The sequence below is a fragment of the Streptomyces sp. NPDC048211 genome (assembly GCF_043202315.1).
In the GTDB taxonomy this organism is placed as follows: Bacteria; Actinomycetota; Actinomycetes; order Streptomycetales; family Streptomycetaceae; genus Streptomyces.
Genome location: NZ_JBIDAD010000011.1, coordinates 149,897 through 171,507, shown reverse-complemented (window position 1 = coordinate 171,507; position 21,611 = coordinate 149,897). Strand labels below are relative to the sequence as shown.

At 71.3% G+C, this 21,611-nt stretch carries 8 protein-coding genes; all 8 read right to left on the bottom strand.

The window, feature by feature from the left end; genetic code table 11:
* Positions 1-206: 206 nt before the first annotated feature.
* Positions 207-1,676: an MFS transporter gene (locus ACGFZA_RS33030; protein WP_385277261.1), complete on the bottom strand. Its 1,470-nt coding sequence runs from the start codon at positions 1,674-1,676 to the stop codon at positions 207-209.
* A 32-nt stretch (positions 1,677-1,708) separates the two neighbouring features.
* Positions 1,709-10,057 (bottom strand): type I polyketide synthase, encoded by an 8,349-nt coding sequence (locus tag ACGFZA_RS33025; RefSeq protein ID WP_393684036.1) that lies wholly within the window; start codon positions 10,055-10,057, stop codon positions 1,709-1,711.
* A 55-nt stretch (positions 10,058-10,112) separates the two neighbouring features.
* Positions 10,113-10,967, bottom strand: a complete 855-nt coding sequence (locus ACGFZA_RS33020; protein WP_385277257.1) for an alpha/beta fold hydrolase — start codon at positions 10,965-10,967, stop codon at positions 10,113-10,115.
* 90 nt (positions 10,968-11,057) lie between these two features.
* A complete protein-coding gene (locus tag ACGFZA_RS33015) occupies positions 11,058-12,629 on the bottom strand; it encodes a fatty acid--CoA ligase (protein ID WP_385277255.1) in 1,572 nt (523 codons plus the stop codon).
* Between the two features lie 45 nt (positions 12,630-12,674).
* Entirely contained in the window at positions 12,675-14,132 is a 1,458-nt protein-coding gene (locus ACGFZA_RS33010) for a polyketide synthase (RefSeq protein ID WP_385277253.1), read from the bottom strand.
* 4 nt (positions 14,133-14,136) lie between these two features.
* The gene (locus ACGFZA_RS33005) at positions 14,137-20,556 is read right to left on the bottom strand and encodes an SDR family NAD(P)-dependent oxidoreductase (RefSeq protein ID WP_393684033.1); all 6,420 of its coding nucleotides are present in this window, start codon (positions 20,554-20,556) and stop codon (positions 14,137-14,139) included.
* A gap of 64 nt (positions 20,557-20,620) precedes the next feature.
* On the bottom strand, positions 20,621-21,022 hold the full coding sequence (locus tag ACGFZA_RS33000) for an acyl carrier protein (RefSeq protein ID WP_385277249.1): 402 nt from the start codon (positions 21,020-21,022) through the stop codon (positions 20,621-20,623).
* Positions 21,023-21,035: 13 nt separating this feature from the next.
* A complete protein-coding gene (locus tag ACGFZA_RS32995) occupies positions 21,036-21,605 on the bottom strand; it encodes an FcoT family thioesterase (RefSeq protein ID WP_385277247.1) in 570 nt (189 codons plus the stop codon).
* Between the last annotated feature and the right edge of the window lie 6 nt (positions 21,606-21,611).

The window sequence follows — 21,611 nt, the reverse complement described above, 5'->3', positions numbered from 1 at the left end:
CCCGGAGAAGCTCTTTCGGGTTTCTCCGGGAGTACCGGTGACTCCGTCGAAGCGGATGACGAGAACTGCGCCCACACCGCGTCGCGCCTGATGGTTCGTCACGCACGCGAAGCGCGAAGGCGGCCGCTGACACTTCCGGGTTCGCAGACGTGCGCATTTCCGCCAGGGGTGCATCCACCGCACACGACATATCTGACAAGGACATGTCACACAATGGACTCCTCGGTCGGGTCGCTCCGCTTCATGACGGGCTTCCCCGAGTTGACCGAGCTCACGGCGGTGCGGACCGCGAGAGGCGCCACCGCAGCGATGAGGCAGCCGGCCGCGGTGATCCAGAAGGCTTCTCGATAGGCGCCCAAGGTCGGCAGCGACAAGCCCTCGATGGTGTCACTGGCCAGGACGGACCCGAGGACGGCAGTTCCCACGGCGCCTCCCACCATGCGGAACACCGCGTTCATTCCATTGGCGATGCCGCTCTGCTCGATGGGAACGGCGGAATTGATGGCGGCCGGCATGCCCGTGTAGGCAAGGCCGACGCCGAAACCGAACACTGCGGAGGCGAGATAGAGGTCGACCGGGTGCCCGTTCAGCACGGCGAGGAACGCCATCGCCACCGCTGCGAGCAGTCCGCCCAGCGAGAGGGGGATCCGGGGGCCCCGCGCCGCGATCAGCTTGGCGCCGACCGGAGCAGCCAGCATGCTGCCGATGGCGGACGGCAGCAGCATCACGCCGGCATGCAGGACGTCGGCGCTGAACCCGTAGTGCGCGATCTTTTCCGGCGTCTGGGCGAAGTTGCTGATCACCATGAAGCACCCGTACATGCCGAATCCGATGACCGCGCCCGCCACATTGGTGACGGCCACGACGGGGCTCACGAGCATCCGGATGCTCACCAGGGGATGCTCCACCTTCATCTCGATGACCACCCACACGGCCGCGATCACCGCGGCCGCGACGAAGAGGCCGACGGTCCGCCCGGAGCCCCAGCCCCAGGCGTTGCCCTTACTGATGGCGAGCAGCAGGGCGCAGAGCGAGCCGGCCAGGGTAAGGGCACCCAGCGGGTCCACCTTGGCGGAGTGATCGGGCGCCCGGTCCTTGGGTATGCCCGCCACGGACCAGGCGATGGCGACGAGGCTGACGAACAGTCCGGCCCAGAAGACCGACTTGTAGCTCCACTGCTCCATCAGCAGACCGGTCACCACCAGGCCGAGGGCGCTGCCGATGCCCATGGCGGCGCTGACCGCCCCGATGCCGCCCGGGATCTTCTTCGGAGGAAGCTGGTTGCGGACCACGCTGATGGCCAGCGGGAGAACACCTCCGCCCGCGCCCTGGAGCACGCGGGCCACCACCAGCCAGCCGAACGACTCGGTGGTGACGGCGAGCACCGAGCCGAGCGCCAGACCGCCGAGCGAGACCAGCAGCATCGGCTTGCGGCCGTAGAGGTCACCGAAGCGGCCCAGCAGTGGGGTGAGCACCGCGGCCGCGAGCAGGTTGGCGGTCATCAGCCAGGTGACCGTGACGCCGGAGACGTGCACGGCCCCCGCGAGTGCGGGGAGGATCGGCACCACCGCGGTCTGCACCATGCTGAAGGCCAGCATGGACAGCACCAGCGCCGGCAGTATCTGTCCGCCGCCGGGTGCCTCCGGCGACGCGGCTGTGTCGTGATTCGGGTTCATAGTCACTGCTTCTGTTGAGGGACGGTGGGGGGTCACGACTGCTTCGGTAGGGCCTCCCTGGCCAGCACCTCACCGAGGTACCGCGACAGCTCGGCGGCGGAGGAGTGGTCGAAGGTGAGCGTGCTCGGCAGCCGCAGTCCTGACGCGGTGGTCAGCCGGCTGGTCAGTTCCAGCGCGGTCAGGGAATCGAGGCCGAGCTCCCAGAACGGTGACTCGGGCGCGACGGCGTCCGCCGACGCGTACCCCATCACCGCGGCGATCTGCTCCCGGACGAACGCGAGGAGTACGGCGGGCCGTTCCGCCTCCGGCAGCGCCGCCGTCCGGTCCCTCAGCGAGACCTGGGGCGCCGTCCCGGGGCGCGCCGCGCCGGCCGGTGCCAGCCCGGCGAGTACCTTGGCGAGGCCGTCGGACCGGGTGCGCAGCGCCTTGGTGTCGAGCGCGGCGGGCACGAGTACGGGCTCGTCACAGCCGAGGGCGGCGTCGAACAGCTCGATGCCGCGCTCCGCGGACATAGGTGCCAGGCCGGACCGGGCCATGCGGGCGATGTCGACGTCCGACAGGTCCGCCGCGAGTCCCGCGTCGGGATTCCACAGGCCCCAGGCCAGCGAGACGGCGGGCAGCCCGAGCGCCCTGCGCCGGTGTGCCAGCGCGTCCAGGACACAGTTGGCCGCGGCGTAGTTGGCCTGTCCGGCGCCCCCGAGCATGCCGATGACCGAAGAGAAGAGGACGAACGCCGAAAGGTCATCGCCCCGGGTGAGCTCATGGAGATTCAGCGCTGCCGTGCTCTTGGCCCGCAGGACGCGTTGCAGCCGCTTGGGCGTCAGCCCCGTGACGGTGCAGTCGTCGAGAACCCCTGCCGTGTGCACGACGGCGACCAGTGGAGCGTCCTTGCGCAGCCGCTCCAGTGCCGCCGCCAGCGCCGGACGGTCGGCCACGTCGCAGGCCAGGACGGACACCTGCGCGCCGAGTGCGGTCAGTTCGGCCACCAGGCCGTCGGCGCCGGGTGCGGCCTGACCCCGCCGGCTCAGCAACGCCAGCCTCCGTACACCGTGCCGCCGCACCAGGTGGCGCGCCAGCAGGCTGCCGAGCATGCCGGTCCCGCCGGTGATGAGCACGGTGCCCTCCGGCGTCCAGGGTCCGCTGCCCGGCGCGGCCGCGAGGCGCCTGCCGCGGACCGCCGCCAGGCGCGGTTCCCGCAGGACACCGGAGCGGACGGCCGTCTGCGGCTCACCTGAGGTGATCGCGCCGACCAACAGGTCCACTCCGCCTTCCCCCGGTTCGATGTCGACCAGGACGAATCGCTCGGGATGCTCCGTCTGGGCACTGCGGATCAGCCCCCAGACAGCCGCGCCCGCCGGGTCGGACACCTCCTCGTCCGGACGGGTGGGTACCGCGCCCGCCGTGACGAGCACCAGCCGGGTGGCGGCCAGCCGGTCGTCGGTCAGCCACTCCTGGACCAGCCTGAGCACCCGTCGGCTCGCCGCCTCGACGGCCTCGCCGACGGTGCTCCTCTCTCCCACGCACGTGACGACGACGGCCTCGGGCGGCGGCTCCGGGGCCCCCACCAGACTGTCGAGAGCCAGCAGGTCCGGGCAGACGTCCAGCGGTATCCCGGCACTCTTGAACATCCCGGTCAGGCCGAGGTGGTCGCTGCCCAGGAACACCCACCGGCCGTCCGGCCCGCCGGCGGCCGCCGGGGCCGCGACGGGCGGCCACTCCAGCCGGTACAGCTCCCCGTGCCGCTTCCCGAGCGCCCGTCCGAGCTTCTCGGGCGTGGTCCGCTTCAGCAGAAGCGACTCGACCGAGGCCACCGGGCGGCCCGTGCCGTCCGCAAGGGCGAGCGAGACCGACAGCTCGCCCGGCCTGCCGTGCTTGCGCAACAAGGTCGCGCGGACCCTCAGGCGCCGCCCGCTCGGTGCGTACGTCTCGATCCCCTGCCAGCTGAAGGGCAGGACGGGGTCCGGCTCCGGGGCCGACGCCAGGACCGCGTGCAGCGCCGCGTCGAGGAGAACCGGGTGGAGGTGGAAGCCGTGGGCGCCCTCGGCCTCGTCGCCGGGGAGTTCGACGTCGGCGAACAGCTCGTCACCGAGCCGCCACAGGGTTCGCAGTGCGCGGAACCCGGTGCCGTACCGCAGGCCGCGTTCGGCGAGCCGGTCATAGACACCGGCGAGGTCGACCTCGACGGCCCCGACGGGCGGCCAGCTCTGCTCCGCCGCGCCGGCGGCCGGTCGCGCGGCGTGCGGCGCCTCCAACTGGCCGGTCGCGTGCGAGGTCCACTCCCCGCCGGACACGTCATGCGGCCGTGCGTGCACGGTGAACGCGCGGCGGCCGTCCGACTGTGCGCCGCCGACGCCCACCCGTACGTCGAGCGCGGTCCCCTCGTGCAGGGCCATGGGCGCCTCGAGCACCATCTCGCCCACCCGGCCGCCACCCGTCCCGGCGGCGGCGTGCAGCGCCCACTCCGCGAACGCCGCGCCCGGGACCAGGACCGTGCCGAGCACGACGTGGCCGGCCAGCCAGGGGTGACTGTCCAGCGACAGCCTGGCGGTGTGGACGACGCCGTCGGTCGCCGGCAGTTCGACCGCCGCTCCGAGCAACGGGTGGTCCGTCCCTTCGAGCCCGGCGCCGCCGAGGTCGGTGCCGCTGAGGGCCGGTGGGGTCAGCCAGTAGGACTGCCGGTCGAAGGCGTACGTCGGCAACGCGACGGTGCGCCCGCCGGCCCGGGACAGCCCGGCCGCCCAGTCGACGTCGGCCCCCTGGACGTACAGTGCGGCGAGCGCGGTGAGGAACGTCCGCTCCGCGGGCCGGTTGCGCCGGGCGGCGGTCGCCACCACCGCCTTCGGCGCCGCCGTCAGACAGCCCTTCGCCATCGACGAGAGCACACCGTCGGGACCGACTTCGAGGAACTTGGTTACTCCCGCCGCCTCCAGGGCCTTGATGCCCTCCAGGAAACGCACGGGCTGCCGGACGTGCCGGACCCAGTAGTCGGCGGAGCACAGCGTCGTCTCCTCGACCAGCCGGCCGGTCAGGTTGGAGACGACGGACAGGGCCGGCGGTCGATAGTCGAGTGTCTCGGCGATCCTGGCGAACTCGCCCAGAACCGGCTCCACCTTCGCGGAGTGGAAGGCGTGGCTCACCGCCAGTCGCTTGGCCCGGCGGCCGCGGCTCTGCCACTGCGCCATGATGCGTTCCGCCGCGTCCGCGTCACCCGCGACGACCGTCGAGTCCGGACCGTTGAGCGCGGCGACGTCCAGCGGTGCGCCGTGTTCCGCGATCCACTCGGTGACTTCGTGCTCGGTCGCCTCCAGCGACACCATCGCCCCGCCGTCCGGCAGCCCGCCCATCAGCCGGGCGCGGCTCGCCACCAGGAGACAGGCGTCCGGCAGCGACAGGACTCCGGCCACATGCGCGGCCGCGATCTCACCGACGGAGTGGCCCAGCAGATGGTCCGGGGTGACGCCCCAGTGTTCGAGCAGCCGGAACATGGCCACTTCGAAGGCGAACAGGGCCGGCTGGGTCCACTCCGTACGGTTGACGAGCGCCGCTTCCCCATCCGCCTCGTCGGCGAACATCACCCCGCGGAGCGGGCGCCCGAGGTGCGGGTCCAGATGCGCGCAGACCTCGTCCAGGGCCTCGGCGAAAGCGGGGTGGGCCGCGTACAGCTCGCGGCCCATGCCCGCGTACTGGCTGCCCTGGCCGGTGAAGAGAAAGGCGACCCGGCCGGGCGTCGCCGCGCCCCGGGTCACGTTCCCGGCGAGAGCACCGTGCGCCAGGGATTCCAGGCCGGAGGAGAGCTCGGTACGGTCCGCCGCGAGCACCACGGCCCGGTGTTCGAACGTCGAGCGGGTGGCGGCCAGGCTCTGGCCGAGGTCGAGCAGACCGGCGTCCGTGACCGCCGCATGGGCCCGGAGCGCGTCCGCCTGAGCGCCCAGCGCGGTCGCGCTCCGCGCCGTCAGCGGCAGCGGTACCGGTCCTGCCGGCTCGGGGGCCGGGGCGTCGGTGCCGGCGCCGGACCGCGGCGCCTCCTCGATCACCACGTGGGCGTTGGTGCCGCTGATACCGAAGGACGACACACCCGCCCGTCGCGGGCCGTCGCCCCGCTCCCAGGGCATCGCCTCCCGCAACAGCCGGACGTCTCCCGCGGACCAGTCGACGTGGGAGGTGGGGCGGTCGCTGTGCAGTGAGCGCGGCATGACGCCCTGCTGCATCGCCATGACCATCTTGATGACGCCACCCACGCCGGCCGCGGCCTGGGAGTGGCCCGTGTTGGACTTCAGCGAGCCCAGCCACAGCGGACGCCCCTCGGGACGGTCCTGCCCGTACGTGGCCAGCAGCGCGCCGGCTTCGATGGGATCGCCCAGGGTCGTGCCGGTGCCGTGCGCCTCCACGACGTCGACCTGGCCGGGGGCGAGCCGGGCCGAGGCCAGCGCGTCCCGGATGACCCGCTCCTGCGCGGGACCGTTCGGTGCCGTCAGTCCGTTACTCGCGCCGTCCTGGTTCGTCGCCGTCCCACGGACCACGGCGAGCACGTGGTGACCCTGGCGGCGGGCCTCGGACAGCCGTTCCAGCAGCAGCATCCCGGCGCCCTCGCCCCATCCCGTGCCGTCCGCGTCGGCGGAGAAGGCCTTGCACCGGCCGTCGGGCGACAGGCCGCGCTGGCGGCTGAACTCCAGGAACATGCCGGGCGTCGCCATCACGGCCACCCCGCCGGCCAGCGCCATCGAGCACTCGCCGCGCCGCAGGGCCTGGACGGCCAGGTGGAGCGCCACCAGCGAGGACGAGCAGGCGGTGTCGACCGTGACCGCCGCCCCCTCCAGCCCGAAGGTGTAGGAGAGCCGTCCGGACAGCACGCTCGGGCTCGAACCCGTGAGCAGATAGCCCTCGAGGTCCTCAGGCGCCTCGCCGAGCGGCGGTCCGTACCCGGAGGGCATCGCCCCGATGAAGACGCCCGTGCGTGTGCCGCGCAGCGTCTCGGGGACGATTCCGGCCCGCTCGAACGCCTCCCAGCCGATCTCCAGCACGATCCGCTGCTGCGGGTCCATGCCCAGTGCCTCGCGCGGGCTGATGCCGAAGAACGCCGCGTCGAACCGGGCGGCGTCGTACAGGAATCCGCCGGAGCGCGCGTACGTGGTCTTCCGGTGCTCCGGTGAGGGGTGGTAGAGGCCCTCCAGGTCCCAGCCGCGGTCGGCCGGGAAGTCCCCGACCGCGTCCTCGCCCTCCGCCACGAGGCGCCACAGGTCCTCCGGGGAGTCCACCGCGCCGGGATAGCGGCAGGCCATGCCCACGATGACGACCGGGTCGTCATCGTCCTCCGCGACAGCCGGCGTGGCGGCCCGGCCGTCGGCGGACGACACCAGCAGCTGCCGGATCCTGCGGGCCAGCGCGAGCGGCGTCGGGTGGTCGTAGACCGTACTGACGGGCAGCTTCAGACCGGTGGCCTCGACGAGCCGCCGACGCAGCTGGACAGAGCCGTGGGAGTCGAATCCCAGGTCACGGAAGGCCAGCCGGCCGTCGATCGCCTCGGGGCCGTCGTGTCCGAGCAGCAGCGCGGCGTGCCGGCGGACGAGGTCCAGCGCGTCCTCCTCGCCGAGCAGCCCCGGCCGCGGCCGCTCTGCGGGCTGCCGCTCCTCCTCCGGCGGCGCTTCGGCGAGCCCGGCGGGGAGAGCGGCGGGGGTGGACCTGCCGGGGGCGTCCAGCCAGTGCCGGCGGCGCTGGAACGGATATCCGGGCAGCTTGACCCGGCGGGCGCCGGTCCCGGCGTATGCGTTCGCCCAGTCGACCGGGACGCCGTGCACGTAGGCCTCGGCGGCGGACAGGAGGAAGCGCCCGACGCCGCCCTCACCCCGCTGCAGAGTGCCGACGACGGCGGCTTCCACGGGCTCGTCGGCGGACGCCTGCGCCGCGTCCTCGATGGTGTCCAGCATCCCGGCCACCAGCACCGGATGCGGGCTCACCTCGATGAAGACGGTGTGGCCCGAGTCCAGCAGCGCCCTGGTCGCGCGCTCGAACTGCACGGCCTCGCGCAGGTTCCGGTACCAGTACCCGGCGTCCAGGTGGAGCGTGTCCAGCGGCCCGCCGTCGGTGCTGGAGTAGAACGGGATGTCCGAACGGAGGGGGGAGACATCCTTCACCGCGTCGAGCACCTGATCGCGGATGGCATCGACCTGAGGCGAGTGGGAGGCGTAGTCGATCAGGATCAGGCGGCTGCGCACCCCGTCCCGCTCACAGGCGGCGGCGAGGGCGGCCAGCGCCTCGGGAGATCCCCCGACGGCCGTCGAGCGGGGGCTGTTGACCACCGCCACGGACAGGTGGTGCGGAGAACGTTCCAGATAGGGCAGGACACGGTCGGCAGGCAGGGCTATGGACAGCAGCCCGCCGGTTCCGGCGATCCTGGCGATGGCCCGGCTGCGCAGGGCCACCGCGCGGGCGGCTTCGTCCAGGGTCAGGGCACCGCAGACGTAAGCGGCGGCCAGCTCACCCTGGGAGTGGCCCACGACGGCATCGGGCCGGACGCCGTGCGCGCGCCATACGGCGGCCAGCGAGACCATGACCGAGAACAGCAGGGGCTGGACGACCTCCACGTCGTCCAGGCCCGGCGCCCCGGGGGCGCCGCGCAGCACGTCGGCCGGGGACCAGTCGACGTACGGGGCCAGCGCCCGTCCGCACGCCTCCAGTTCGTCCCGGAAGACCTGGGAGTCCTCCAACAGGCCCAGGGCCATGCCGGCCCACTGCGATCCCTGGCCGGGGAAGACGAACACGACCTTGGCCGGGTGCCGCGCGACGCCGCACGCCGTGGTGGTGCCCGCCTCACCCGCCGCGAGCGCGTCGAGCGCTGCGCCGAACCCGGCACGATCGCCGGCGACGACCACCGCCCGGTGGTCCATCTCCGTGCGCGTCGTGGCCAGCGAGCGGCCCACGTCCTCGGGCCGCAGGTCCGGGCAGCGGGCCAGCTGCCCGGCTAGGTCGCGTGCCTTGGCCTCCAGCGCCGGCCGGCTCCTGGCACTGAGCGGCCAGGCCATGACCTCCGGTGCCGGCGCCGTCCCGGGCGCGTCCTGCCCGGCCTCGGGGGCCGGGCCGAGGATCACGTGGCAGTTGGTCCCGCCGATGCCGAAGGAGCTGACGCCGGCCAGCCGCCGCTGGTGGGGTCGCGGCCAGGGGCCGCGGTCGCGCCGGACCTCCAGGTGCGCCTCGCCCCGGAGCGGGCGGGGCCCGGGCGAGGCGTAGTTCAGGCTCCCGGGTATCTCGCCGTTCTTGATGCTCAGGGCTGCCTTCAGCAGTCCGACGGCGCCGGCCGCGCCTTCGAGGTGGCCCACGTTGGTCTTCGCCGAGCCCACGAGCAGGGGGGAACCGGGCTCCCGCGATCCGGCGAACACCGAGTCGAGGGCGGACGCCTCCAGCTCGTCGCCGCGTACGGTGCCGGTGCCGTGCAGTTCGACGTACTGGATGTCCCGGGGCCGGACCTGCGCCCGGTCCTGCGCCGCCCTGATGACCGCGCTCTGGGCCACCGGGTTGGGCACGCCGACGGCCTCGCCCCGGCCGTCGTTGTTGACCGCGCTGCCGAGGATCAGACAGAGGACGTCGTCGCCGTCGGCGACCGCCCGGGACAGCGGCTTCAGGACGAACACCACGCCGCCCTCGCCACGGACGAACCCGTTGGCCCGGGAATCGAACGTGTAGCACCGGCCGTCGGGCGAGAGCACCCCGAAACGGTCGGCGCGCACCGCCGACTCCTCGACCAGGTTGAGATGCACCCCGCCCGCGAGCGCGAGACCGCACTCGCCCGAGCGCAGGCTCTCGCAGGCCATGTGGACGGCGACCAGCGAGGAGGACTGCCCGGAGTCCAGGGTCAGGCTGGGGCCCACCAGCCCGAACAGGTGTGAGACCCGGTTGGCGATCATGCCGCGCTGCAGTCCCGTGAAGGAGTGCCTCGTGATGCTGTCCGCCCCGTACTGGTTCAGCAGCGCGTCGTAATCACCGGCGATGGCCCCGAAGAAGACACCGGCAGGGCTGCCCTGCACGTCCTGCGCGGGTATGCCGGCGTCCTCCACAGCCTCCCAGCTCAGCTCCAGCATCAGCCGCTGCTGCGGGTCCATCGACGCGGCCTCCCGCGGCGACACGCCGAAGAATCCCTCGTCGAAGTCACCGACGCCGGCCACGAATCCACCCCGGCCGGTGTTGCCGGGCGGCGGGGCGGACGGCCCGCCCGCCGGCCTGCGGTCGGAGGGCACCTCGGTGATGCCGTCCCGTCCCTCGCCGAGCAGCTCCCAGAAGCCCGCCGTCCCCGCTGCCCCGGGCAGCCGGCAGGCCACGCCGACAACGGCGATCGGTTCACTCCGGAGGCTCTGCCGGGGACGTCCAGTGGATTCGGGCTGGCTGGTCATCGCTCACCTAGGTTCGTGATTACTGGTTGCTGGCGAGTCCGGGCGGTGCTGCTCGTCAGGTGTCGACGTCGCCCAGGGCGAACGTCAGCACCTTGGTGATCACGGTGCTGTCGCCCAGGATCCGGCGGTGCCCGAGCCCCTCCGTCAACAGGAACTCGGCCCGGTCGCCGTACGCGGCGGCGATAAGGCGGCCCTGCTCCACGTCGACCTCGCGGTCGTTCCGGTCGTGCACCACGAGCACCGGCTGCTCGATCTCCTCCGGGCGGTGCGCGGGCGAGAAGGCGCTCCACGGGTCCGGCTCGGCCGCGAACAGCAGCTCACTGCGGCGCCTCAGCTCCCGCGCATACGGCGCCCGCAGGCCCAACTGCTTGCAGAACGTGCCCGGCAGGGACCCGAACTCGCCCACGGAGGCGATGGACACCAGCCGGCCGGCCTTGATGCCGCGCCGCACCGCGAGGTACCCCGTGGTGCCGCCGAACGAGTGCCCGATGATCGCGCGGAAGGGCCCGTGGCTGTCCTGCAACTGGCGCAGCACGTCCAGGTGATCCAGGATCGTGACGCCCTTGCCCTCGGAGTCGCCGTGGCCGAAGGCGTCGTACGCCAGCGCGGTGACACCCATCTGCTGGAGCCCGTGGACGAACCCGGCGAAGTTGGCCGCCCGGCCGCCGAAACCGTGGATGAGCAGCACCGGATTGCCGCCCTCGCCCCAGCGATAGGTCGTCACCTTCTTGCCATGGACCGTGATCTTCTCGACCACGGCCCGGTCGTGCAGCGGCTGCTGGGCCTCACGCACCTTGTCACGCGCGACCGGCTCGCAGAACAGCCGCCACACGTACCCGCCGAGCAACCGGGGCGAGACGTACGAGGCGGCGTTCAGCACCCTGCGCACGGCAGTGAAGGACGGACTCATCGGATCACCTGGGATTCCTGCCGGCGGCCAGTGGGGCGACCGGCGTCGAAGGAACAGCCGGCCCCGGGAGCAGGAGCGGCTGTTTCACGTCTAGTTGACCTTGCGGGTCTGCCCCTGCCAGAACCTGTCACGCAGTTCTCGGCGGAGGATCTTGCCGCTGGGGTTCCGGGGAAGCACGTCGACGAACTCGTAACCCGTCGGGATCTTGAAGTCCGCGATCCTCCCCTTCAGCGACATCATCAGTTCCCGCGGCGCCGCGGTCGTCCCGGGACGCAGGACGACGAACGCCCGGACCGCCTCCCCCCACCGTTCGTCGGGCACGCCGATCACGGCCGCCTCCAGCACCGCCTCGTGCTTGGTCAGCGCGTTCTCGATCTCGGCCGGATAGACGTTCTCCCCCCCGACGATGACCGTGTCCTTGATCCGGTCGCAGACGAACAGATACCCCTCTTCGTCGAGATACCCGGCATCACCCGTCATGATCCAGCCATCCACCAGAGTGCTCGCGGTGGCCTCGGACAGCCCCCAGTACTCGAGCATGCGCGCGGGCGTGCGCAGGCACACCTCGCCCACGGAGCGGCCCTTGAGGCGGTTGCCGTCGCGGTCCACGATCTTGACCTCGAGGCCGGGGTACGGCCGGCCGGCCGCCTGCATCCGCGGGCCGCCGACGACATGCTCGTGGGGGGGCAGGCACACCGCGGTGTTGCCCGTCTCGGTGAGCCCGTAGATCTGCGCGAAGTCACAGCCGATCCGTTCCACAGCCTGTTCCAGGAGCCGCTCGGAGATCGGGGAACCGCCGTAGACCACCTTGCGCAGGGAGGCGAAGTCCTCGTTGGTCGCCTCCGGTTCGCTGAGCACCATCTGCAGCATCGAGGGGACCACGCACGCCGTGGTGATGCCCAGCTCACGGATCCGCCGTACCGCCTCACCGCTGATGAACATCCGCATGGCGACGTTGGTGATGCCGGCGTTGAATCCCTGGGTGGCCCACCACAGCCCGCCGACATGAAAGCCCGGGATGCCGATGAGGCTCACGTCGCCTTCCTGCCAGTCGATCCAGGACAGCCCCTCGGACGCCAGCGCGTCCCGCACCTTGAAGAAGCTGCGGTGGGCGAGCACGACTCCCTTGGGCAGCCCGGTCGTTCCGCTGGTGTACAGCTGCGCGACCGGGTCGTCCTCGTGTGCGGAGCGGTTCGGGTCCGTGTCCGGATGAGGCGCGGCCCAGTCGAGAACGCCCGCGCTCGCGTCGCCGTCGCGGTCCACGACGACGACCTGGACCCGGTGGGCCAGCGCCTCGATCGCCTTCTCCGCGACGGCGCGGAACTCCGCCTCCACGAAGAGGAGTTCCGTCCCGGAGTCCCGCAGGATGTGGTCCACCTCGCCGACGGTCAGCCGCCAGTTGATGGGCACCAGGACCGTGCCGGCTTTGGCGCAGCCGAAGAGCACTTCGTAGTAGTGCTCCGACTCCTTGCCGAGATAGCCGATCCTGGCCTGATCCGACACACCGGCCGCACGCAGCGCGTGCGCCAGGCGGTTGCTGCGCCGGTGCAGCTCGCCGTACGTGACGGTCCGCCCCTCGCACAGCACAGCCGGGTGGTCCGGGCGCCGCCCGGCGTGGAAGGCCACGCTCGCGTCGAGTGTCCGCAGATTCGGAAAGTACATCGCTGCTCCTCGGCTCCTCGTTCCAGGCTTCACGGCAGTGCCGCGTCAGATCCAGATGTTGTCGTCGGGCCAGTGCCGGTGCCCCTGGCCCGCCGTGTTGCGCGCCGCGGAACGGGGCTCCAGGTCCCCGCCCGCCTCCATCAGCACATGCGCGTTGGTTCCGGTGAAGCCGAACGAACTCACCGCCGCCATGGGGGACTCGACATCGGGCCACGGCACGGGGGTGCGGGGCAGCCGGAGGCTGGTGCGGTCCCACGGCACCGCCGGGTCGGGGGTGTCGATCCCCGGCTGCGGCGGGATGACCCGGTTGCGCAGGGCGAGCGCCGCCTTGATCAGCCCGGCGGCCCCGGAGGCCGTCTCCAGGTAACCGAGGTTGGCCTTGGCCGAGCCCAGGTACAGCGGCGGCGCGTCCCTCGTGCCGCGCCGGTACGTCTCGGCGATCGCCTCCGCCTCTATGACGCCGCCCAGCTTGGAGCCGTTGGCCTGGGCCTCGATGTACTGCACCTGATGCGGATCGACGGCGGCGTCCCGCAGTGCCTGGGCCATCACCCGGCGCTGGGCCACGGACGAGACGGCCGCCATCGCCGGCCGGTCCCCGTGCTGGTAGACGCTGCTTCCCTTGATCAGTGCGTACGGCCGGTCGCCGGCGGCCTGCGCGTCTCGCTCGCGCCTGAGCACCAACACCCCGCAGCCCTCGCCGCGGACATGACCGTCCGCCTCGCTGTCGAAGGGACGGCTGCGCCCGGTGGGCGAGAGCATCCCGGCCTGCTCGAAGACGCCCGCCGTGAACGGCGCGAGCGTCAGGTGGCAGGCGCCGACGATCGCGACGTCGCACTCGCCGCGGCGCAGCGCCGACGTGGCCAGGTGGGTGGCCGTCAAGGCGGAGGAACACGCGGTGTCGACGGTCAGCACCGGACCGTTGAGCCCCAGACCGGTGGCGACCCGGGCGGCCGTCGCGCTGAGCGCGCCACCGGTGCCCATGTACGGGGAGAGCCCCTCGGCCCCCAGGCCGTTGCGGAGCGCGGCGAAGCTGTACTCCACCGTGCTCACCCCGGCGAAGACGCCCACCCGGGTCTCCGCGCGGTCGAACGCCGCCGCGTCCTCCAGTGCCTCGGCGGCACAGGTCAGCAGCAGCCGCTGCTGCGGGTCCATGTACCGCGCCTCCTCGTCCGGGATGCCGAAGCGCTCGGCGTCGAAGAGGTCGACGGCGTCCAGATAGGCGCCCCTGGCGAGCAGGTCGGCCAGCGGCGCCAGGTCCGGCGCCGCCACGTTCCACCGGGGACGCCCGGTGGAGTCCTTCGGGATACCGCCCCGTTCGGCGAGGACGCTGCGGCCTGTGTGCAGCGCCTCCCAGAAGTGCTGGGGGCCGTCGATACCGCCGGGGAACCGGCACGCCATACCGACGACGGCGATCCGCTCGGTCTCCTGCCGTCGCTGCCGCGCCAGCAGGAGCACCAGCTGTGACTTGGACAGCCCCTGCAACGACTCGATGTAGTCCTTCATCGCGTCACAGCTCCATCATCGCGGCCAGCTCGGCGTCGGCCTCGGCGTCGGTGAGCGCCTCCACATCGTCCGTGGGCTGCTCGTCCCCGGTCTCCGTCTGCGGTACGAGCTGCTGCTCCAGGTACTCGGTGAGCAGACCGATCGACGGGTAGTCGAAGACGATCGCGGAGGACAGCGGCACCCGGAAGGCACCTTCGAGGCTGTTCTTCAGCTCCACCGCGCTGAGCGAGTCCAGGCCCAGTTCGAGGAACTTCGCGTTGACGCCGACATCGTCGGGCCCCTCGAAGTGGAGCAGCCCCGCGATCCGGGAACGGACCAGCTCGTTGACGAACGAGAGCCGTTCGGACTTGGGCAGGGCACGCAGCGTGTCCAGGTCGACGGTGCGGACACCGGCGCGGCCGGGCCCGGCCACCTCACGGTAGAAGGCGTTGGCGGCCGGCCGGCCCGAGACGAAGCGGTCCCACTCGAACTCACCGATCATCAGGTGTGCGGCGGGCTTCCCGAGCACCTTGAACATCGAGCGGGTGCCGTCGGCGGGCTTGAGGAACTTCATCCCCTGGGACTCGATGCTACGGATCAGCTGCTCGCTCAGGTCCGCGGCCATGCCCACCTCGGCCCACGGGCCCCAGCTGATGCTCAGACCCGGCAGGTCCTGCGCTCCGCGCCACTGCATGAGCGCGTCGATGAACGCGTTGCCCGCCGCGTAGTTGCCCTGCGCCGACGACCCGACCACCGAGGCGATCGACGAGAAGCCGACGAAGAACGGCTCGCCCGGCAGGCCGCGCAGCGCCTCGTGCAGGTGCCAGGTTCCGTACACCTTGGGCTGGAAGACCTGGTCGATGCTCTCCCACGAGAGGGAGGCGATCGGCATGTCCGCGAGGACGCCGGCCGTGTGCAGGACGCCACCCAGCGGGTTCGCTCCGCCTGCCACGAGGCCGACGAGCCGCTGGACGTCATCGGCCGAGGCCACATCGCACTGCAGCGTGCGGACCTTCACGCCCTCGCCCAGCCCGGCGGCGAGCGCCTCGGCATCCGCCTCCGGGACGGCTCGCCGGCTGACCAGGACGAGGTCCCGGGCGCCGAGGTCGACGAGCTTCTGTGCCATCACCAGTCCGAGGGCACCCGTACCACCGGTGATCACGTACGAGCGGTCGGCCGCAATGGTGACCGGGCGCTCGCGGACGCCGTCCTCCGGCTCGAAGCTGATCACCAGCTTGCCGACGTTGGCTCCGCGGCTGAGGACCGCGAACGCCTCCTCGATCTCGTCCAGGGTGTAGGCCGTCGTCGGGAGCGGCTGCACCGCCCCCTCGGACAGCAGCCCGGCCACTGTCTGGAGGATGCCCTTGTTGACCGCCTGCAGCTCCTCCTCGCCGAACTCGCTGAGGTCGAAGTTGTGGTAGTCCACGTCCGGCCGCGCCGCATGTGCCTGCTCGGCCGACCAGATGCCGATCTTGCCGAGCTCCACGAACCGGCCGCCCTCGCCGAGCGCCTTCATGCCGGCCGTGATGTAGTCCTTGTTCAGACTGTTCAGGACGATGTCGACGCCCTTGCCGCCGGTGACCTCCAGGATCTGGTCGGCGAAGTCCAGGGTGCGCGAGTTGAAGACGTGCTCGATGCCCTGGGCGCGCAGCAGTTCCTGCTTGCGAGGGCTGGCGGTGGCGATGATCTCGGCGCCCGCCAGCTTGGCCAGCTGCACCGCGGCCTGGCCCACGCCGCCGGCCGCAGCGTGGATGAGGATCCTGTCCCCCTGCTGGATGCCGGCCAGATCGTGCAGCGCGTAGGAGGCGGTGACATAGGCGGTGGCCAGGCCGGCCGCCTCGGCGAATCCGATGTTGGCGGGCTTGCGCACCGCCATCGCCGACGGCACGGTGACGCGCCGCTTCATGCAGCCGAGGTGGCTGAGCAGTACCTCGTCGCCGGTGCGGAACTCGGCGTCCGGGCCGGCCGCGACCACCGTGCCGGCCCCCTCGAAGCCCAGGTCGAGCGGCTGGTACTCGATGCCGTTCTCCTCCGCGTGGGCCTTGAGCAGCCCCAGCACGTTGAGCACGTCCTTGAAGTTCAGGCCCGCCGCGTGCACCTGGACCTGGATCTGGTCCCCCTCGGGAGCCACATCCTCGACGGGCACGGCCCTGACGTTGGAGAACTCCCCGAACTCGGTGATGGCCAGCTCGAAGTTGGCGTCGTTCGTCCGGGCCGGATCGGCGCGGTGGATGCGGCGCACGTGCCGGTTGCCGTCGCGGAAGGCCACCTGGTACTCGTCGGGCTCGGCGGTCAGCAGCTCGTCGGCCAGGGCCTTGTAGTCGCCGCCGACGGGAAGGTCGATCAGTGCGGGCTGGTAGGTGGGGTACTCGTTCCACAGCGTGAGGCCGAAGCCCCACAGGGTCGCTGCCGCCGAGACCTCCGAGGCGCGGCCCGGCCGGCCGGGAAGGTCACCGGGCAGCCGCTGGGCCCCCTCGGTGACCAGCCACAGCCGCTGATCACGTCCGAACGCCGCCTTCTCCAGCGCCGCCAGAAGGTCCAGCAACTGGCGGTAGTTGGCCTCGCACTCCGACCGCAGGTGCTCGGCGCCGACCGGTCCCGGGGTACTCCTCCAGAACCAGCAGACGTCGGTGGGCCGCTCGCCGAGCAGTCCGGCGGCCGCGTCCGCGTCCGGTGCGAAGGTCAGCGAGGCGCCGTTCGCGGAGAGGTGCTCGCGTACGGACTCGAAGTCCGCCGCGTCCCGGTTGACCACCAGGACGCGCCGCTCGCCCTCGCCGCCCTGGCGGACCAGGGAGCGCTTCACCCAGCGCGGCTCGTGGAACAACTGCCGACGCGGAGCGCCCGCGGCGGCCGTGACCTTCTTCAGCCGGAATCCGTGCACGACGAACACCGGCCGGCCGTGCTCCGTCAGGAGCATGTCGGCGGTCATCTCGCCGTCGGCGTTCTCCTCACTGGTGAGCCGCACGTAGCTGCACAGCTGGTCGCTCTTGGGCTTCTTCAGCAGCTGGAAGCGGCCGAAGCCGACCGGCAGATAGGTGTTGCCGTTGTCCAGCACCCCGGCCAGCGACTGGGTGACGTTGTCGAGCACGACCGGCGGCAGGTGCTCCAGCGCGTGCGCCACCCGGCCGCGCAGCCGGGCGACGGAGACGCTGTCGCCCTGGCGGGCGATGTGCTCGATCCGCTGGAACTCGGGCCCGTATTCGAGCCCGAGGTCGGCGAACTCCGCGTACAGGTCGTCAGGACGACGGGGCGACGCCGGCTCTCCCTCGGCCGCCGCCTTCTCCTCCAGCTCCGCCGCGACGTCCCGCAGCTCCGGAAGCAGGGTGTACTCCACCCCGATCCGGGCGGTGACGTGGCAGCGCTCGATGGCGTTGTCGGCCGTCCGGCTGACGATCTCGACCTCCGCGCCGTCGGGGAGCTCCCGCAGCCGCGTACGGATCTCGGTGCGCTGCCCGTCGGTGAGGATCAGCGGCTCCTGGATCGCCACGTCCTCCAGGAGGCGGCCGGTCTCGCCGTACACCGCGTCCTGCAGGGCGAGCAGGATCTCGATGTAGCCGGCGCCGGGGAACACCGTCTGTCCCATGATCACGTGGTCGACCAGGTACGACGGCTGGTCGGGCCCGACCTCGGCGGCGAACTCGCGTACCCCGTCCTGGAGCTGTGCGGCCGCGCTCACCTCGGCGCCGAGCAGCGGGTGGTGTGCCCGGGAGGCGTCGACCACGCGCTCCTTGGAGTGCCGGTCGCCGGTGATGGGCAGCCAGTACCGCTTGGTGTCGAAGGCGTACGTCGGCAGTGCGGTGCGGCGTCCGCCGCGTCCCCGGTGATATCCCTTCCAGTCGATCCGCAGCCCGGCGGCATAGCACTCGGCCACCGAGGCCCGGATGACCGAGGCGTCCGTGTCGCCCTTCGCCGAACTCCGGACCCAGACGTGCTCCTTGGCGTCCAGGATGCGCTTGCCCAGTCCGAGCAGGGTCCCCGAGGGGCCCACCTCGATGAAGACGTGCCGGCCGCGGGCACCGATGGCGGCCATGCCGGCCTGGAAGTTGACAGGTTCCGCGATGTGCCGCACCCAGTAGTCGGGGGTGGACATCTCGGCGATGTCGGCGACACGGCCGGAGATGTTGGAGATCAGGGCGAACTCGGGGTCGCGGAAGGTGATGTCCTGGATCTCCTCGCGGAAGGCGTCGAAGACCTCGGCCATCAACGGCGAGTGGAAGGCGTGCGAAACGGTGAGCCGCCTGGTACGCGGACCCCGCTCCTCGATCTGGCCGGCGAGGGCCAGGACGGACTCCTCACCGCCGGAGATGACGCAGTGACCGGGCGCGTTGAAGGCTCCGAACGTGACGTCCTCGTACGCCTCCAGGAGAGGGGCGATCTCGTTCTCCGCGGCTTCCACGGCGACCATCGCGCCGGCCGCGGTCACGGACTGCATCAGCCGGGCCCTGGCGGAGACCAGGCGGACCGCGTCCTCCAGCGAGAAGAGTCCGGCCACGGTCGCCGCGACCACCTCGCCGATGCTGTGGCCGATCAGGACGCTCGGCCGGACACCCCAGCTCAGCCACAGCTGTGCGGTGGCGTACTCCAGGGCGAACAGCGCGGGCTGGGTGAAGCAGGTCTGGTCGATTGCCTCGGGGTCCTCCGCGTCACCGAGGACCAACGCCTTGACGGACCGTCCGATACGCGCCTCGAAGAGGCGGTCGCAGGCGTCCAGGTGCTCCCGGAACACCGGGTACGCGTCATGGAGCGGCCTGCCCATGCCCGCGTACTGAGAGCCCTGGCCGGTGAAGAGAAAGGCCGTTTTGCTCAGGTCGGGGCCGGCGGTGGGGGTTCGGCCGAGCAGCGCGGACAGCTCCTCGGTGTCGCGTACCACCCCCGCCAGGCGGCTGCCGAAGTGGGCCCGGCCGGCGTTGCTGGTGTAGCAGACGTCCGCCAGGTTCAGGTCCGGGTGCGCGGCGAGGTGCGCGCGGTACCGCTCCGTCTGGAGCGCCAGCGCCTTCTCGGTCTTCGCGGAGAGGGTGAAGAGGTGTCCCCCGTCGGTCACCGACGGATCCGCGGGGGCGAAGGCGGGTGCCTGCTCCAGGACGGCACAGGCGATGGTGCCCGCGAAGCCGAAGGAGTTGACGACGGCGCGGCGGGTGTCCGCCTTCCAGGGCCGGCCCTCGACCGGCACGTCGACGCAGTAGGCGTCCCACGGGATGTGCTCCGAGGGGGTCGTCATGTTCAGGTGCGGGAACATCTGCCCGCTGTGCAGTTGCAGCGCGGCCTTGATCACACCGCCGATGCCGGCCGCCGCTTCCATGTGGCCGACGTTCGTCTTCAGCGAGCCGACGACGATCGGATCCGCCTTCGAGTGCGACTTGGCGAAGACGGACTGGATGGCCCCCATCTCGATGGGGTCGCCCAGAGAGGTGCCGGTGCCGTGCGCCTCGACGTACTGGATGTCCGCGGGCTCCAGCACCGCGTTGTCGAGCGCGGCCCGGATGACCATCTCCTGAGCGGATCCGTTGGGAACGGTCAGGCCGCCGCTCTCGCCGTCCTGGCGCACGGCCGAGCCGCGGACCAGCGCCAGCACGCGGTCGCCGTCGCGCTTGGCGTCCGTGAGCCGCTTGAGGACGACCATGCCGCAGCCCTCACTGCGGCTGTAGCCGTCGGCGGAGGAGTCGAAGGTCTTGCACTCACCGTCGACGGCGAGCATGTTCGCCTGCGAGAAGACGATGTGGTTGCGCGGGTGGTGGATCACGTTCACGCCACCGGCGAGTGCGATGTCGCACTCGCCGCGGCGCAGGCCCTCGGCGGCCAGGTGCACGGTCACCAGGGACGCGGAGCAGGCGGTGTCGACAGCCATGCTCGGTCCGCGCCAGCCGAGGAAGTACGAGATCCGGCCGGGCACGGCGGAGTGCGCCGTGCCGGTGCCTATGTTGGCGTCCAACTCCTCGTACGCCAGGGCGTCCGCTTCGATCGTGTAGTCGACGGTGGAGACACCGACGTACACACCGCCGTTGCCGTTCCGCAGGCTGTTCGGGTCGATGCCCGCTTCTTCCAGGGCTTCCCACGCGGTCTCCAGCGCGAGCCGCTGCTGCGGGTCGACGTACTGCGCTTCCTTCGGCGAGATGTTGAAGAACTGCGGGTCGAACTGGTCCACCTGGTCGAGGAATCCGCCGGCGAACGTGCGGATTCTGCCCTTCGCGTCCTGACCGCCCGAGGAGAAACCCTCCACGTCCCAGCGGTCCTCGGGGATGGGCCGCGTGCCCGACCGGCCCTGCTCAAGGAATTCGGCGAATCCCGGAAGCGTGGAGTTCCCACCGGGGAACCGCATCCCGACGCCCACGATCGCAATGGGCTCGTGCTTTTCGAGCAGCAACTCCCTGAGCACATGCCGCTGCTCCTCGAGTGCTTCGCGGGCAGCGTCCAGTTCTTCCTGCACGTCTGGGCACCGGTTCGACATGGTGGCTCCTCCGCTCCAGAGGCAGCCCTGCGTCCCCCGGAATAGTTCGTTGGTCAGGCCGCGTTCAGTCTTTGTACAGGTCGTTCAGCAGGTCGTTGACCAGCGCCTTGCGGCCGGCCGGGACGGTACTGGCGGCCTTCCCTTCCGACGCCGACGACTCCCCCATCAGCTTCGGGAGGATCTCGGCCTGCAGGAATTCCACGAGGTGGCCCAGGGTCGGGTTCGCGAACAGCACGGACGTGTCGATGGCACAGCCGAGCCGGGCTTCCAGACGCTGCTTGATCTCGGTGACGCGCAGCGAGGTCAGGCCCAGGTCGAAGTAGTTCTGGTCCGGCGGGACGTCTTCGTCCTCGGGCATGAGAAGCGCGGCCCGCAGCTCGTTGTGCGCAAGCTCCTCGACCCGGAGACGCCGCTCCGGCCGGGAAAGGGTGCGCAGCTGCTCAACCAGTGGCGTGGTCGTCGTCATGAGTTCCTCGTGGTCAATTCTTGGTGCTGACCGGATTGGTGATGGCTATGCGGACTTCGCCATGGCAGTTGCCGCCGTTCTCGTCCCAGTAACGGCAGGAGGTCTGCGCGACCAGAAGTGCCTCGTGGAGGTCGTCACCATCCCATTCGGTGATGTCGAGGATCTCGATCTCACCGGAGAACCTCCCGCCTCGCATGGCACGCCGGAAGGCGCTGCGGAAATCGGTGATGAGGAAGTCGGCGAGCTGATGCGACCAGTAGTCGGCCATACTCCATGAAGAGAGCGGCTCCAGGAGCCGCTCCTTCACCGACTTGGCGATCACGTAATACATCATCTGGTTGTAACAGATGTTGAATTCGACCGAGTTAAAGTGTCCGGTGTCGTCGATGTAGCACGACTCCGGGATCTCGAATTCACAGGATGCCGACACCCGTCCCGCCTCTCCGGGGCGATCGGTCAGCTTCACCACCGCGGACTTGAGGTATTGGCAGTTGAGCCGGTACGGCTTCAGCACCTGCTCGAGCAGTACCTCGTCGGTGGCGAACTCGGTCGCCTGCGTCGACGGCTGGGACAGGGTCGGCATCTCATT

What these genes read in the sequence shown, in the direction of transcription:
- ACGFZA_RS33030 (WP_385277261.1), bottom strand. Translation starts at nt 1,676, where the DNA reads ATGAACCCGAATCACGACACAGCCGCGTCGCCGGAGGCACCCGGCGGC.
- ACGFZA_RS33025 (WP_393684036.1), bottom strand. Translation starts at nt 10,057, where the DNA reads ATGACCAGCCAGCCCGAATCCACTGGACGTCCCCGGCAGAGCCTCCGG.
- ACGFZA_RS33020 (WP_385277257.1), bottom strand. Translation starts at nt 10,967, where the DNA reads ATGAGTCCGTCCTTCACTGCCGTGCGCAGGGTGCTGAACGCCGCCTCG.
- ACGFZA_RS33015 (WP_385277255.1), bottom strand. Translation starts at nt 12,629, where the DNA reads ATGTACTTTCCGAATCTGCGGACACTCGACGCGAGCGTGGCCTTCCAC.
- ACGFZA_RS33010 (WP_385277253.1), bottom strand. Translation starts at nt 14,132, where the DNA reads ATGAAGGACTACATCGAGTCGTTGCAGGGGCTGTCCAAGTCACAGCTG.
- ACGFZA_RS33005 (WP_393684033.1), bottom strand. Translation starts at nt 20,556, where the DNA reads ATGTCGAACCGGTGCCCAGACGTGCAGGAAGAACTGGACGCTGCCCGC.
- ACGFZA_RS33000 (WP_385277249.1), bottom strand. Translation starts at nt 21,022, where the DNA reads ATGACGACGACCACGCCACTGGTTGAGCAGCTGCGCACCCTTTCCCGG.
- ACGFZA_RS32995 (WP_385277247.1), bottom strand. Translation starts at nt 21,605, where the DNA reads ATGCCGACCCTGTCCCAGCCGTCGACGCAGGCGACCGAGTTCGCCACC.